This is a genomic window from Nocardioides limicola (assembly GCF_016827675.1).
In the GTDB taxonomy this organism is placed as follows: domain Bacteria; phylum Actinomycetota; class Actinomycetes; order Propionibacteriales; family Nocardioidaceae; genus Nocardioides; species Nocardioides limicola.
Window position 1 is genome coordinate 84,214 of sequence record NZ_JAERJA010000003.1, and the last position, 14,242, is coordinate 98,455.

The 14,242-nt window shown below is 69.5% G+C and carries 14 protein-coding genes; 3 read left to right on the forward strand and 11 right to left on the reverse strand.

What is annotated here, in order from left to right; genetic code table 11:
• Positions 1 to 2: 2 nt before the first annotated feature.
• The 5 genes from JKG67_RS07595 to JKG67_RS07615 are packed head-to-tail and all read right to left on the reverse strand — an operon-like array spanning position 3 to position 5,548.
• On the reverse strand, positions 3 to 1,448 hold the full coding sequence (locus JKG67_RS07595) for an NAD(P)/FAD-dependent oxidoreductase (protein ID WP_203336699.1): 1,446 nt from the start codon (positions 1,446 to 1,448) through the stop codon (positions 3 to 5).
• Entirely contained in the window at positions 1,448 to 2,251 is an 804-nt protein-coding gene (locus JKG67_RS07600; RefSeq protein ID WP_307816469.1) for an ABC transporter permease, read from the reverse strand. The genes JKG67_RS07595 and JKG67_RS07600 overlap by 1 nt, the downstream gene beginning before the upstream one ends.
• Positions 2,248 to 3,165, reverse strand: coding sequence for an ABC transporter permease (locus tag JKG67_RS07605; protein ID WP_307816470.1), 918 nt, complete (start codon positions 3,163 to 3,165; stop codon positions 2,248 to 2,250). The genes JKG67_RS07600 and JKG67_RS07605 overlap by 4 nt, the downstream gene beginning before the upstream one ends.
• Positions 3,162 to 4,307, reverse strand: a complete 1,146-nt coding sequence (locus JKG67_RS07610) for an ABC transporter ATP-binding protein (RefSeq protein WP_203336700.1) — start codon at positions 4,305 to 4,307, stop codon at positions 3,162 to 3,164. The genes JKG67_RS07605 and JKG67_RS07610 overlap by 4 nt, the downstream gene beginning before the upstream one ends.
• On the reverse strand, positions 4,307 to 5,548 hold the full coding sequence (locus JKG67_RS07615) for an ABC transporter substrate-binding protein (RefSeq protein ID WP_203336701.1): 1,242 nt from the start codon (positions 5,546 to 5,548) through the stop codon (positions 4,307 to 4,309). Before JKG67_RS07615 ends, JKG67_RS07610 begins: the two co-directional genes overlap by 1 nt.
• 136 nt (positions 5,549 to 5,684) lie before the next feature.
• Here JKG67_RS07615 and JKG67_RS07620 point away from each other — a divergent pair, with 136 nt between their 5' ends.
• The 3 genes from JKG67_RS07620 to JKG67_RS07630 all read left to right on the forward strand — a co-directional run bounded on the left by JKG67_RS07620 (position 5,685) and on the right by JKG67_RS07630 (position 8,291).
• Entirely contained in the window at positions 5,685 to 6,179 is a 495-nt protein-coding gene (locus tag JKG67_RS07620; RefSeq protein ID WP_238998137.1) for an Lrp/AsnC family transcriptional regulator, read from the forward strand.
• A complete protein-coding gene (locus JKG67_RS07625; RefSeq protein WP_203336702.1) occupies positions 6,176 to 7,534 on the forward strand; it encodes an NAD(P)/FAD-dependent oxidoreductase in 1,359 nt (452 codons plus the stop codon). Before JKG67_RS07620 ends, JKG67_RS07625 begins: the two co-directional genes overlap by 4 nt.
• 64 nt (positions 7,535 to 7,598) lie before the next feature.
• Entirely contained in the window at positions 7,599 to 8,291 is a 693-nt protein-coding gene (locus tag JKG67_RS07630; protein WP_203336703.1) for a TetR/AcrR family transcriptional regulator, read from the forward strand.
• 15 nt (positions 8,292 to 8,306) lie between these two features.
• Here the strand turns inward: JKG67_RS07630 and JKG67_RS07635 are convergent, their stop codons facing one another.
• From JKG67_RS07635 to JKG67_RS07660, 6 genes are all read right to left on the reverse strand, one after another.
• Entirely contained in the window at positions 8,307 to 9,092 is a 786-nt protein-coding gene (locus JKG67_RS07635; RefSeq protein WP_203336704.1) for a class I SAM-dependent methyltransferase, read from the reverse strand.
• Entirely contained in the window at positions 9,092 to 9,667 is a 576-nt protein-coding gene (locus tag JKG67_RS07640; protein WP_203336705.1) for a helix-turn-helix transcriptional regulator, read from the reverse strand. The genes JKG67_RS07635 and JKG67_RS07640 overlap by 1 nt, the downstream gene beginning before the upstream one ends.
• 107 nt (positions 9,668 to 9,774) lie before the next feature.
• Positions 9,775 to 10,032, reverse strand: coding sequence for a hypothetical protein (locus tag JKG67_RS07645; protein WP_203336706.1), 258 nt, complete (start codon positions 10,030 to 10,032; stop codon positions 9,775 to 9,777).
• A gap of 838 nt (positions 10,033 to 10,870) precedes the next feature.
• On the reverse strand, positions 10,871 to 11,722 hold the full coding sequence (locus JKG67_RS07650) for an SDR family oxidoreductase (RefSeq protein ID WP_203336707.1): 852 nt from the start codon (positions 11,720 to 11,722) through the stop codon (positions 10,871 to 10,873).
• Positions 11,719 to 13,212: a flavin-containing monooxygenase gene (locus JKG67_RS07655; protein ID WP_203336708.1), complete on the reverse strand. Its 1,494-nt coding sequence runs from the start codon at positions 13,210 to 13,212 to the stop codon at positions 11,719 to 11,721. The genes JKG67_RS07650 and JKG67_RS07655 overlap by 4 nt, the downstream gene beginning before the upstream one ends.
• On the reverse strand, positions 13,209 to 14,192 hold the full coding sequence (locus tag JKG67_RS07660) for a patatin-like phospholipase family protein (RefSeq protein ID WP_203336709.1): 984 nt from the start codon (positions 14,190 to 14,192) through the stop codon (positions 13,209 to 13,211). Before JKG67_RS07660 ends, JKG67_RS07655 begins: the two co-directional genes overlap by 4 nt.
• Between the last annotated feature and the right edge of the window lie 50 nt (positions 14,193 to 14,242).

Sequence of the window (14,242 nt, forward strand, 5' to 3'; positions counted from 1 at the left end):
CGTCAGGAGTCGAAGCCGAGCCCGAACCGGTCCAGGGTGCGCAGCCAGGAGTTGCGCCGGCCCTGATTCCGGTCGGCCCGGGCCAGCGACCAGCGGGTCAGGTTGATGCCCAGCGCCCGGGCGGGCTCGGGTGGGAACGGCAGCGGCGTGCTGCGCACCATCTCCAGTTCGGTGCGTTCGGTGGTCTCGCCGTGCAGCAGGTCGAGCATCACGTCGGCGCCGAACCGGGTGGCGGCCACGCCGAGCCCGGTGTAGCCGAGCGCGTAGCCGACCCGGCCGTGCCGGGCGGTGCCGAAGAAGGCGCTGAACCGGGTGCACGTGTCGATCACCCCGCCCCAGCGATGGGTGAATCGGATGCCCTGCAACTGCGGGAAGGTCTCCAGGAAGTGCTCGGCCAGCGTCGCGTGGGTGCTGGCGGACTGCTCCAGGGACCGGTCGATCCGGGAGCCGTAGTGGTAGACCGCGTCGTAGCCGCCCCACAGGATCCGGTTGTCCCGGGTCAGCCGGTAGTAGTGGAACTGGTTGGCGACATCGCCGATGCCTTCGCGACCCGACCAGCCGATCGACGCCAGTTGGGCCTCGCTCAACGGCTCGGTGACCAGCACATGGTCGTAGACCGGCACCGTCATCAATCGCAGCCGGCGCAGCAGCGGCCGGAAGGCGTTGGTGGCCAAGGCGACCCGGTCGGCGCGCACCGCGGCGGCGACCCCGTCGCGGCTCACGGTGTGCACCACCGGCCGGCCGCGTTCGTCGGCCACCGCGGTGACCCGGGTGCCCTCGTGGATCACCACGCCCCGCTCCAGGCAGGCCCGACGCAGCCCCCAGGCGAGCCGGGCCGGCTCCACCATCACGGTGCCGGCCGCGTCGTAGAGGCCGCCGAGGTACGTCGGTGAGTCGACCCGTTTGCGGGTCTGCTCGCCGGAGAGCAACTGCACCTGGTGACCCCGGGCGGTGAGCTCGTCGGCGTACTCTGCCAACTCCTCGACCTGCCACGGCGCCAACGCCACATCCAGGGCACCGGTGGCCTCCAGGTGGCAGTCGATGCCGTAGCGGTCCACGTCGGCGGCCAGGTCGGCCAGGTTCTGCGCACCGAGCCGGTCCAGGGTGTCCAGTTCGTCGGGCCAGCGGGCCAGCCCGTTGCCGAATCCGTGGGTGAGGCTGGCCGCGGCGAAGCCGCCGTTGCGGCCCGACGCCTCGTTGCCGCAGCGGCCCGCCTCCAGCACCATCACCGAGGCGTCCGGGTACCGCTCCACCGAACGCAGCGCGGTCCACAGGCCGGTGTAGCCGCCGCCGACGACCACCAGGTCGGCGTGCTGGCGACCCGACAACGGTGGCAGCGGCTCGGGGCGGTCCGGGTCGTCGAGCCAGAAGACACTCGGTGACGCGTCGGCCAGGGCTGCCCCTGCGGCGGCACTGGCTGCCGTCGGGACCCGACTTCGGGCAGACATCAGGCGGCCTGCTTCCGGCGGCCGATGCCGGTGCTGACCAGCACCAGCAGCAGCGCGGTGAGGAACATCAGGCTTCCGACCACGTTCACCTGCGGCGGGATGCCGCGTTGCGCGGCCCCCCAGACGAACATCGGGAAGGTGATGGTGTTGCCGTGGTTGAAGTTGGTGATGATGAAGTCGTCGAAGGAGAGCGAGAAGCTCAACATCGCCGCCGCCATGATGCCGGGGAAGACCAGCGGCATGGTGACCCGCCAGAACGTCGTCCATTCGCTGGCGTAGAGATCCATCGACGCCTGCTCCAGGGTGGAGTCCAGCCCGGCCAGCCGGGCCTTGACGGTCACCACCACGAACGACAGACAGAACATGATGTGGGCGATCAGGATCGACCAGAAGCCGAGCCGTCCGGCCAGGCCGCCGGCCGCGAAGAGCGCCAGCAGCGAGGAGCCCATCACCACCTCCGGGGTGGCCATCGGCAGGAAGATCAGCACCGAGGTCGCCTTCCGGCCGCGGAACCGGTGCCGCACCAGCGCGAACGCGGCCAGGGTGCCCAACACGGTGGCACCGAGGGTGGCAGCCAGCCCGATCTGGATCGAGGTCAGCAGCGACGAGCAGAGCCCGGCCGGCGCGCACATGTTGCGCCAGTTGTCCCAGGTGAACCCTTGGAACTCGTAGGAGAGCCGGGAGACCGGGTCGTTGAACGACATCAGCACCACGAAGGAGACCGGCAGGAACATGTAGAGCAGCACCAGCCCGGCCACGAAGAGGACCGCATGGTCCGCGGCCCAGCGTCCGACACGCGTCACAGCAGTTCCTCCGCTCCGGAGCGGCGCACGTAGAAGAGCACCATGGTCACGATGGCGACCATCAGCGTGACCGAGCACGCCGCAGCCATCGGGTAGTCCAGGATCACCAGGAAGTTGCGGTCGATGACGTTGCCGATCATCGCCTGCTTCGGGGTGCCCAGCAGTTGGCTGTTGATGTAGTCACCCGACGCCGGGATGAAGGTGAGCAGGGTGCCGGCGACGAGGCCGGGCAGCGACAACGGCAGCGTCACCTTCCGGAAGGCGGTGAACCCGTTGGCGTACAGGTCGCGGGCCGCCTCGACCAGCCGCAGGTCGATCTTCTCCAGGCTGGCATACAGCGGCAGCACCATGAACGGCAGGAAGTTGTAGGTCAGACCGGCGACCACGGCCACCGAACTGGCCAGCAGCCGGCCGTCCTCGGGCAGGATGCCGATCGTCTTCAGCGAGCCGACCACGAAGCCGTTGTCGGCCAGGATGGAGTTCCAGGCCAGGGTGCGGACCAGGAAGCTGGTGAAGAACGGCGCGATCACCAGCACCAGCATCAGGTGCTTGAACCTCCCCGCCCGGAAGGCGATCGCGTACGCCAGCGGGTAGGCGAGGAAGATCGCCAGCACCGTCGCGATGCCGGCGTACATGAAGGAGCGCCCGAACTGGGTGGCGTACGCCGTCCAGGCCGCCGGGTAGTTGCCCACTGCGAAGGTCATCTCGTAGCCGTACTCCAGCGAACCGCTGCGGTCGTACAACGAGGTGGCCATCAACTGGACGCTGGGGACGGCGAAGAAGATCGCCAGCCAGGCGAGCGCCGGCAGCAGCAGGAAGTAGCCGGTGAGCTTGCGCCGCGAGATCGGGGTCGGAGTGGGGGTGGTCGCGGTGCCCCGGGCCGCGTCGGTCAGGCCGCCGACGACCGCACTCACTCCTCCTCCCCCGCATGCGCGTCCTGGGCGGCGTCGAGCAGGAAGGTGTGCTCGCCGCGCCAGTGCACGTCGACCGGGTCACCGGGACGGAAGTCGTCGCGGGCGCCGTTGTTCTGGACGAAGACGGTGAGCTGCTGACCCCAGGGCATCTCCACCAGGTACTGGGTGGACACCCCGATGAAGGCGACCTCGGCGACGACACCGCCGGCCAGGGTGGTGCCGGTCTGGGTGGTGCCGGGCGCGCCGGCCGCCTGGCCGGCCGCGGTCAGCTCCACCTTCTCCGGACGGACGCCGACCCAGACGTCACCCGAGGTGACCCGGGCCCGGTCGGCCGGCACCGCCGCAGTGGTGCCATGGACGTCCACGACCACGTCGGCACCGGCGGTCTTGACGGTGCCCCGGATCAGGTTGGACTGGCCCAGGAAGTTGGAGACGAAGGTGGTGGCGGGGTTGTCGTAGAGCTCGGTGGGGCCGCCCAACTGCTCGACGACGCCGTTGTTCATCACCGCGATCGTGTCGGCCATCGTCATCGCCTCCTCCTGGTCGTGAGTGACGTGGATGAAGGTGATGCCGACCTCGGTCTGGATCCGCTTGAGCTCCAACTGCATCTGCCGACGCAGCTTCAGGTCCAACGCGCCCAGCGGCTCGTCGAGGAGCAGGATCCTGGGCTGGTTGATCAGCGCCCGCGCCAACGCGACCCGCTGCTGCTGGCCGCCGGAGAGCTGGGAGGGCTTGCGGGTGGCCATCGCCCCGAGCTGGACCAGCTCCAGCATCTCGTCGACCTTCGGCTTGACGTTGCCGATCCGGCGCCGGCGCAGGCCGAAGGCGACGTTCTCGAAGATGTTCAGGTGCGGGAAGAGCGCGTAGTTCTGGAAGACGGTGTTGACCGGCCGCTTGTAGGGCTTGAGCCGGGCGATGTCGTCGCCGCCGAGCAGGATCTGCCCCGAGGTGGGCTCCTCGAGTCCGGCGATCATCCGCAGCGTGGTGGTCTTGCCGCAGCCCGAGGGGCCGAGCAGGGCGAAGAACTGTCCGGCACCGACGTCGAGGTCGAGGGCGTCGACGGCCACGAACTTCTCGAAGCGTTTGGTGAGCGCCCGGAGGCTGAGTTGCGCTCCCGCAGCAGGCGTCTGGGTCTCGGTCATCAGCCACCGACCACTTCGGAGAAGAGCTGCTGGTAGCGCCGCTCGGTGGCCTGGTCCATCGACATGAACCCGTGACTGTTGGCGAGCAGTTCGTCGCTGGGGAAGATCAGTTCGTTCTCGGCGAGCTCGGGGTCGATCTCGAGCATCGCCTCCTGGGCGCCCTTGACCGGGCAGATGTAGTTCACCCAGGCGGCCAGCTCGGCGGCCACGTCGGGCTGGTAGTAGAAGTTGATCAGGTCCTCGGCGTTGGACTTGTGGGTGGCCCGGTTGGGCACCAGCAGGTTGTCCGACCACAGCGACAGACCCTCGGTGGGGGCGACGAACTTGATGTCGGGGTTGTCGAACTGGAGCTGGATCACGTCACCTGACCAGGCCTCGCAGGCGACGATGTTGCCCTTGGACAGATCCTGGGCGTACTCGTTGCCGGTGAACCGGCGGATCTGACCCGACGCGGTGACCTCCTTGAGCCGCTCCAGCGCGGTCTCGAACTCGTCGTCGTTGAAGTTCTCGGGGTCGGCGCCGGTCATCAGCAGCATGAAGATCATCGTGTCCTGCATCTCCGAGAGCAGCGAGACCTTGCCCTTGAGGTCGGCGCGGGTGAGCAGCTCCTCGAAGCTGCTCACCTCGCCGGTCAGCTTGGCGTTGTAGGCGATGCCGGTGAGCCCGGTCTGCCACGGCACCGAGTAGGTGCGGTCGGCATCCCAGGACGGGCTGCGCAGGCTGTCCACCAGGTTCGCCTCGACGTTGGGCATCCGGGACATGTCCAGGGCCTGCAGCCAGCCCAGCTCGACCATCCGGCGGGCCATGTAGTCGGTGAGCACGAAGAGGTCCCGGCCGGTCGGCTGGCAGTCGGCGAGCTGGTTGCGGACCACCCCGAAGAACTCGGCGTTGCTGTTCACGTCGGCCACGTAGTCCACGGTGATCCCGGACTCGGCCTGGAACCGCTCCAGCGTCGGGAAGACGGTGACCCGCTGACCGCCGCGCCGGATCTCCTCCTCGTCGATGTAGAGCGGCCAGTTGGAGAAGTGCAGCGTCCGCTCGGTCGCGGAGAGGTCCTCGCTCACACACGAGTCGGCGGTCTGGCGGGCACCCTGGGTGCCGCAGCCGACCAGCCCGGGAGCCGCCACGGCGAGGGCCGCGAGCCCGGCGCCGCCGAGGAATCTGCGACGGCTGACGCCTGCAGCGCCGGCCTGTCGAGCGAGCCGGGCAACCTCATTGCGCAGTGCGGGATCTGTGGGCATGACGAGTCCTCCTGATCACGATGTCGACGGGTGCGACCTACGGCACTATGCCAAATGTGGCGCAGCCCACACAAGGGATATCGTTGAGAATCTTCTGAAGAACTACGAAATCCGTCGTTAACACGATCGTAAAGCGTTGACCTCGGCACTGTTCTTCGCCAAGATGGCTCTCGTGAAGAAGTCAGGCGCCCCACTGGACGACGTCTCCAAGGCCATCATCGAGCAACTGCAGCAGGATGGTCGCCGCCCCTATGCCTCCATCGGCAAGGAGGTGGGACTCTCCGAGGCCGCGGTGCGACAACGCGTGCAGCGGCTGATCGAGAGCGGCGTGATGCAGGTGGTCGCGGTCACCGACCCGCTGGAGCTGGGCTTCGCCCGGCAGGCGATGATCGGCGTCGGGGTGCAGGGGCCGGTGGAGCCGGTCGCGGACAAGATCGCCGAGCTCGACTCGGTGGAGTACGTCGTGGTCACCGCCGGGACGTTCGACATCCTCGTCGAGGCCGTCTGTGTGAGCGACGAGCACCTGCTGCGGCTGCTCGACGAGATGCGCTCGGTGGGGGGCGTGCACACCACTGAGACGTTCATGTATCTGAGCCTGCGCAAACAGACCTACTCCTGGGGTGTGCGGTGACCTCACTCTGGGCGGACCAACTCGGTCCCGACCAGATCGACGTCCCACCCCGGGCGCCGCTGACCGGCGACGCCGACTACGACGTGGCCATCGTCGGCGGCGGGCTCACCGGACTGTGGACGGCCTACTATCTGGCCCCGCACGCACGCGTCGTGGTGCTGGAGGCCGAGCACGTCGGGTTCGGTGCCTCCGGGCGCAACGGCGGCTGGTGCTCGGCGCTCTTCCCTGCCTCCCTGGAGTCGCTGGCCGCCCTCGGTGGCTCGTCGCGGACCGCCGCGCTGGCCCAGCACCAGGCGATGGTGGCCAGCGTGGCCGAGGTCGGGCGAGCAGCCGAGGCCGAAGGGATCGACTGCGACTTCGCTGCCGGCGGCACCGTGGTGCTGGCCCGTTCGGCCGCCCAACTGGAGCGGGCGCGGGACGAGGTCGCCCATGCCCGGTCCTGGGGTCTGGACCAGCCGACGCTGCTCGACGCCGACCAGGCGACAGCCCGGCTGGCCGCCACCCGGGTCATCGGTGGCACCTTCACCCCCGACTGTGCCGCCTTGCAGCCGATGCGGCTGGTGGCCGGGTTGGCGCGCGCCTGTGAACGGCGCGGGGTGGTGATCCACGAGCACAGCCCGGTACGTCGGATCGAGCCCGGCCTGGTGCAGACCGACGGTGGCACGGTCCGTGCCGGCTCGGTGATCCGGGCGACGGAGGGGTACACCGCCCAACTGCCCGACACCCGTCGCGAGGTGGCGCCGGTCTATTCGCTGGTGATCGCGACCGAGCCCCTCCCGGATCAGCTGTGGGAGCAGATCGGCCTGCGGCAGCGGGAGACCTTCTCCGAGCACCGGCATCTGATCGTCTACGGCCAACGCACCGCCGACGGGCGACTGGTCTTCGGCGGCCGGGGAGCGCCGTACCACGCGGGCTCGCGGATCCGGCCGGAGTTCGACCACGAGCCACGGGTCTTCGCTCGACTGCGCGAGACGCTGGTGGATCTGCTCCCGGTGCTGGCCGGGACCCGGATCACCCATGCCTGGGGCGGCGCGCTGGGCATCCCCCGGGACTGGTGCGCCTCGGTGGGGCTGGATCCGGCGACCGGGCTGGGTTGGGCCGGGGGGTACGTCGGCGACGGGGTGAGCACCACGAACCTGGCCGGTCGCACCCTGCGCGATCTGGTGCTGGGTGAGTCGACCGCGCTGACCGGGCTGCCGTGGGTGAATCATCGTTCGCCTCGGTGGGAGCCGGAGCCGTTGCGCTGGCTGGGGATCAACGCCGGTCTGCGGGCGATGACGCTGGCCGACGTCGAGGAGCGCGTGACCCGTCGGTCCAGCGTGGTGGCGCGGATGATGCGGCCCCTGGTCAGTTGAATGCGGTCACTTGATTCGGCTGCGCCGCTGAGCACGGACGGACACGACACGGCAGGATGGCCCCATGAGCACCGCATCTGAGAGGCAGAGCCCGCGCGGGGTCGGCCGACCCCGCGAGACGGTGCTCAGCCGCGACCGGATCGTGGCCGCCGGGCTGACCCTGCTCGACGAGGTCGGGCCGGAGGGGTTCTCGATGGCCGCGCTGGCGGCCCGGATGTCGGTGCGACCCTCGTCGTTCTACAACCACGTCTCCGGCAAGGAGGACGTGCTCGACGGGATCCAGGAGCTGATCACCGACTCGATCGACGCGTCGATGTTCGACGAGCGGCCGTGGACCGAGGCGGTCACCGCGTGGGCGCGGGGCTATCGCGCCGCGTTCATCGCCCATCCGCGGGCGATCACCCTGTTCGCGACGATGCCGGTCAAGGGGGCGATCCGCACGCTGCACATGTACGAGCACGTGGTGCTCGGCTTCCGCCGGGCCGGCTGGCCCGAGGAGCGGATCATCCCGGCGATGGTCGCCCTGGAGTCGTTCATCCTCGGCTCCGCGCTGGACGCGACCGCGCCGACGGATGTGCTCTCCCCCGGCGCCGCGGCCGAGGCGGTGCCGGACTTCGCCGCCGCGGTCGCCGCCCATGACGAGGCTCTGCAGCGGACCGGCGGCAGCCCCGCCGATGCCGCCTTCGAGGAAGGCCTCACGGCTCTGGTGACCGGGCTGTCCGCGTCGCTGCAGGGCGGCGACGGCCTTACCGACTGAGCCTCACCAGCACGGTCAACGCGCGTGGGCGTCGACGACGCGCACCAGGCCGGAGCCGGGTTGGTGCAGGGTGGCGGCGGTGAACCCGCTCTCCAGCAGCACTCGCTGAGCTTCGTCGGTGTCGGTGAAGTGCAGGTGGATCCGGCCGCGGACGAAGGCGCCGATCATCTGGGCGCCGATCCGGGCGGCGGCGCCGGTGTTCTCCCCGGACAGGTGCAGGTCGGAGAGGTAGCGGCCGTGGGGGTGTTCGGCGAGGGCGCCGGCGATCGTCGCCCAGAGGCGTCGTACGTCGGCTGCGGGCAGGTAGTTGAGCAGTCCTTCGGAGATGACCGCCACCCCGGCGCTGCGGTCCAGGCCGGCGAGGACGTCGACGAGGCTGCCCGGTCCGGTGCCGAGGGCGTCGGCGGCGACCACCTGGTGGTGGTCGGGGCGGGTGCCGAGCAGGTCCCGTTTGCGGGCGGCCATCGCGGGCAGGTCGGTCTCGACGTAGCGGACCGGGTAGTTGTCGGTGAACCACAGCCCACGCGGGGACATGCCGGCGGCGATCTCGACGACCTGGGTCACCTCGCCGGCTTCGATCGCCTCGGTGAGCAGCTGGTCGATGAGTCGGTGCCGGGCCAGCAGGAAGCTCTCCAGGGTGGGGCCGTCGACGGTCCGGGAGGCGAGCATCGCCGGCTGCAGCGCGGCGTACATGAGCCGGCCGGGGCGGGTGCGCCAACTGGTGGGCGCGAGCCCGTGCCGGACCCAGACGTGACCGGTGTAGTAGGCGGTCGGGCTGACCGCGGCGGCGCTGCGCGCCATCACAGGCTCGCCTTCACCGGGACGGGAGACTGGTGGTAGTCCTCAATGCCACGCACGCCGGCCTGAGCCTTTGAGTGGCCCGGCTTGACCTCCCAGCTAGGGGATGAGGCTCGCCGGCGTCGCTCGGCCAGGTGCGCGTTCACGATCGTGAGCTCGTCTCGGCTCAGACCGGAAGCCTCATCCGAATGCTGGTTGGCTCGCGCCCAAGCGACGACCTCGCCCCAGGTCCAGATCCGCTTCCCACCCGGCGAACCAACGGGGCGCGGGAAGCCCTTGCCGCGCTTCCCGGTAGCCCAGAGCTGAACAGCCTGGCGGGTCACTCCGAGCCGACTGGCGATCTCAGAGGCGTCAACCAGGTCGCTGTCGACGTGACAGACGCTCACATTCAGCCTCTCGAGCTTGTCGATGGCCGCGTGCGCTGCATCGATGGCCGTCGGGCCCTCCACGTAGACCGTCACGATGATCTGACCGGCGCGCTCGACGAGCACGCCGTCGAAGTGCTCATAGAAGCCCTCCGAGAGTTCCTCGATCGACAACGGCGAGGCAGCTTCGAAGGACAGTCGGTACTCGTTCATCGGTGCCTCTCCCAATCCAACTGTTGTCATCAGACAACACTATCGGCCCGGACTCGACCCGACAATGGGGTTTCGATCACAATCCGAGATCGGACGGCCACCCGCGGTCAGCGCAGCTTGTTTCGGACATCTCCGTCGTCGCGCGGGCACTTGGCAGCCTCGCGCAGCAGTTCCAAGGCATGGCGCGGGGCGTTGCGGGGGCTGCCGCTCACCGAGATCTGGCAGCACCCGTTGTCGCACCTCAACATCCCCCAGTGGCCGCCCTTGACCAGTTCGAACGGTCCCTCCAGGATCCTCTTGAGCGCTTTGCGTACATCCTTGTCGGGGTGATCGGACGCATCGAGACGCTTGCGCGAGTCGCTCAACCGAACCCTCCCTCCCCCACTCTCACTGGGGGCCCGAGCATCCCACGACCCACCCACAAAACGTGGCTGGAGCACGCGGCCTCCCCGTGAACGACCACCGGCAAGTCAGGCAGGCGTCGAGACGTGGACTGGCGAGTGCGGATGCCTGCGCGAAGATTGCTGGCGTCGATCGCATTCATGATCCGCGTCGTCAGTTCATTGTCGTGGCTCGTCTGGCCCAAAGATTGCTACGGCGCTCCCCGACCTCGTCCACGGTGAAGGTGCGAGGAGGGCGACGGAGGCCCGACCCAGGGGCTGACCAGAACCCATCCGCCGGACTCGTCTATGGGTCTCCGGAACCAGTACGCGGCGTATCACGTCTCAGGGGGGTAGCGTCACGTACCTCGGAACTGTGGAGTAGCCGATGCTGTCCCAGGCAAGGAGTAGTGCCACTGGCGGGGTGGTGCTTGCTGCGGCGTTCACGGCGTTCCTCGTTGCATGCCAGATGTCCCCGTCGGAGGGGAGCGACGGGAGTGAGTCGTCGATCGAGGACAGTGCTCGTGTCTACTCTTACGAGGAGCTCGACAGCGCTCATAGGCGTCTATCCAAGGCTGCGAGCAACAACGAGTGGCCGCTTGAGGCGGTCAGCCTGCGGCCAGATGGGTTGGGCCTGATCGTGGGCTTGAGAACGAGACAGCAATCTCGCTCACCCGAGATCGAGCAGGCGATGCGAGAGACCGCACAGGTCGAGCTCTGGTTCAGGTACGGCCTTATGCCCTCGCCGCAAATGCCAGAGGTCACTCCATAGCGCTGCTAGGGCCCACTGGCCTCGGGATGGACCTCATGGAGGTCTCGTTCATCAGGCCTCCTCGCGACCCAGGATCCTGCCAAGGTACGTGCCTCGCACCGCGTCGTCGACCCGGGTGATCGCGGCGTCGTCGTGGGCGAGCCGACGGAGGGTGCGCAGCACGGGTTCGGGGGTGAGCGGGGTGATCGCAGCGAGCCGGCCGAGGTAGCCGGGCACCGCGATCTCGGCGCGGCGGCTGCGCACCGAGCCGACGATCGCCGCCGCGATCGCCTCGGGTTCGACCTTGGGCAGCACGCCGAGGTCGATGCCTGAGGAGAGTTCGGTGTTGACCGCGCTGGGCAGGACGGTGCTGACGCTGACGCCGGTGCCGTCGAGTTCGAGGCGGACCGCGGCGCTGAGCCCGACGACGGCGTACTTGCTGGCGTTGTAGACGGCGAGCCCCTTGAGCGGGAACTTCCCGGCCAGCGAGGCGACGTTGACGATGTGGCCGCGGCCGCGGTCGGTCATGCCGGGCAGCACCAGCCGCATCCCGTGGATGGGGCCGTGCACGTTGACGTCCATCATCAGCCGGTCGATGCGCTCCTCGCCGTCGACGAAGCGGCCGTTGGGCATCACGCCGGCGTTGTTGACGAGGACGTCGACGGGCCGCTGGTGGTGGCCTTGCGCGGCGGTGAGGAAGTCGGCGTACGACGTGAGGTCGGCGACGTCGAGGTGGTGTCCGCTGGCCATCCCGGGAGGCAGTTCGTGGGCGGCCTTCTCGGCGAGGTCGCCGTCGAGGTCGCCGAGGGCGACCCGGGCGCCGGCTTCGGCGAAGGCGGCGGCGGTGGCGAGCCCGATGCCGCGGGCGGCACCGGTGATGACGACGAGGGCGCCGTCGAGGTCGATGCGCGGGTAGCGGCTCATGCGGGGGTCTCCTGGTAGTCGGCGGGGTGGAAGTGGCTGACCCGGCGGACGAGTTCGCCGGTCGACCAGGGCCAGCTGAACGAGTTCCGGCCGTTGGCGTCGATGTAGTAACTGCTGCACTGGCTGAGGTTGTAGGCGGTGCCGCCCAGCGCGGCCTGGACTCCGGCGACGTACTCGGCCTGCACCTCGGGGCGGACGGCGAGCGGCTGCCCGGTGTCCTGGCTGTGCCGGATCGCGTCGACGAGGTAGCTGACCTGGGATTCGGCGATGGCGAACGCGGAGGTGTGGCCGGTGCCGAGGCCGGGGCCGAGCACGATGAACGCGTTGGGGAAGCCGGCGACAACGGTGCCGAGGTAGGCCTCCGGGGAGCTGGCCCAGTGCTCGGCCAGGGTGCGGCCGTCGGCGCCGCGGACCCTGTCGGCGACCGGCATGTCGAGGATGTGGAAGCCGGTGCCGAGGATGATGGTGTCCACCTCGGCGTGGCTGCCGTCGGTGCCGATGACGGTGTTGCCGCGGATCTCGGCGACGCCGGTGGCGTGCACGGTGACGTTCGGCCGGCCCAGGGTCTGCAGGTAGTCGTTGGAGAAGAGGATCCGCTTGCAGCCGATCAGGTAGTGCGGGGTGAGTGTGGCGCGCAGTTCGCGGTCGGGTACGGCGGCGCGCAGGTAGGCCTTGCCAAGTCGTTGCAGGGCGTGCATGAGGGGCTTGGGGCGATGGAAGGCGAGCCCGACCAACTCCATCATCGAGTACTCGAGCCGCTTGAGGGTGCGGGCGAGCAGCGGCACGGTGCGCAGCGCCCACTTCTCCACGTCGGGGACGGGGTGGTCGAGTTTGGGCAGCACCCAGTGGGCGGTGCGTTGGAAGAGGTGCAGGGCGGCGACGTCGGGCTGGATGCGGGGCACGAACTGGACGGCGGAGGCGCCGGTGCCGATGACGGCGACGCGTTCGCCAGTCAGGTCGTGGTCGTGGTTCCAGCGGGCCGAGTGCCAGACGGGTCCGGCGAAGTCGGCGAGGCCGGGGATGTCGGGGATCTTGGGTTCGTTCCAGGGGCCGGCGGCGCTGACCAGGTAGCGGGCGGTCAGCTGGCTGGTGGCGGCCTGGCCCGCTGTCTGGGGACTGGCGGTGCCGTGGTCGGTGGTGGTCAGCTGCCAGACTTTGCCGTCCCATTCGGCGTCGGTGACCTCGACCCCGAACCGGGTGACGTCGTCGAGATGGTGGTCGCGGGCGACGCCTTGGATGTAGTCGAGGATCTCGTCCTGGGTGGAGTAGACCCGGGACCAGTCGGTGCTGGGCGCGAAGCTGTAGGAGTAGAGCCGCGAGGGCACGTCGCAGGCGCAGCCGGGGTAGGTGTTGGCGCGCCAGGTGCCGCCGTAGGTGTCGGCCTTCTCGAGTACGACGATGTCGGTGATGCCGGCCTCGCGCAGCTTGATCGCGGCCGCGATCCCGGAGATCCCGGCCCCGATGATCGCCACCTCCACATCACCCCTCACTCCCCCTCCTCCCCATCTCGGTGGTCGAGTGCCGCCGAGGAACGAGGCGGTGTATCGAGACCACCCCCTCGCCGGTCGAGCGACGTATCGAGACCCCGCCGCGCCACCCCCAACGTCTCCCCCCGCCTACGCAGGTCCATGAAGTTGGCCCCCATCGCCTCGAGTTCGGCCGGCCCCGGCTCAATCCGCCGCACGCGAACTCCCGCCGCTCGCAGCCGGTCGACTTCGGCGTCCAGCCCGCGGGTCATCTGCCGTCGCAGCACCCGTTCGACACGGGCAACGCCACGCGCCGGGGCACCACCTTCGCTGGTCATCGGGGCGACGATGATCACCTCGTCAACGCCCGCCTCGAGGAGCAGGTCGGCGGAGACCGAGGAGACCGCTCCCCCGTCGACGTAGCGGCGGTCGCCGATCGTGACGGGCGGGAACCAGCCGGGGATGGCCCAGGAGGCGGCGATCGCCTCCCCGAGGTTGGCTTCGGGTGCGCCGGGGGCGCCGAACGCGACCCGTGCTCCGGTGGCGGCGTCGGCGGCGACGATCCAGGTGGCCGTGTGGGTGGTCCAGCCGTGGTCGGTGGCGAGCGCGTCGCCGTACTCGCGGAGCCAGGTGGCGTCGCCGCGGCCGCGGGGCAGCAGGCCGGCGAGGGCGGTGTACGCCGAGCGTTGCTGCAGTCCGGCGCGGATCAGGCCGGTGGCGGGCAGGAGTGGGAGGGGCAGCGGGGGCAGGTGGCCGGGGTGGGTGGCGACGTGCCGGGCGAGCAGCGCGTCGGCGTCGGGGTGTCCGTCGAGGGCGTCGAGGAGGTCTTGGGGGCGGTGGCCGGAGCCGAGGGCGGCGACGATCTCCGCGCCTGCGGAGGTGCCGATGAGGATGTCGGCGGTGCGGGCGTCCCAGTCGAGTTCGGTTTCGAGGGCGCGCAGGGCGACCGCGGTCCAGGCGAAGCCGAGGGTGCCACCGCAGCCGATGGCGAGTGCTCGTGTCATACATTCAGATACTAACGGTATTCCAATACCAGCGGTAGCCCTGATTGCTA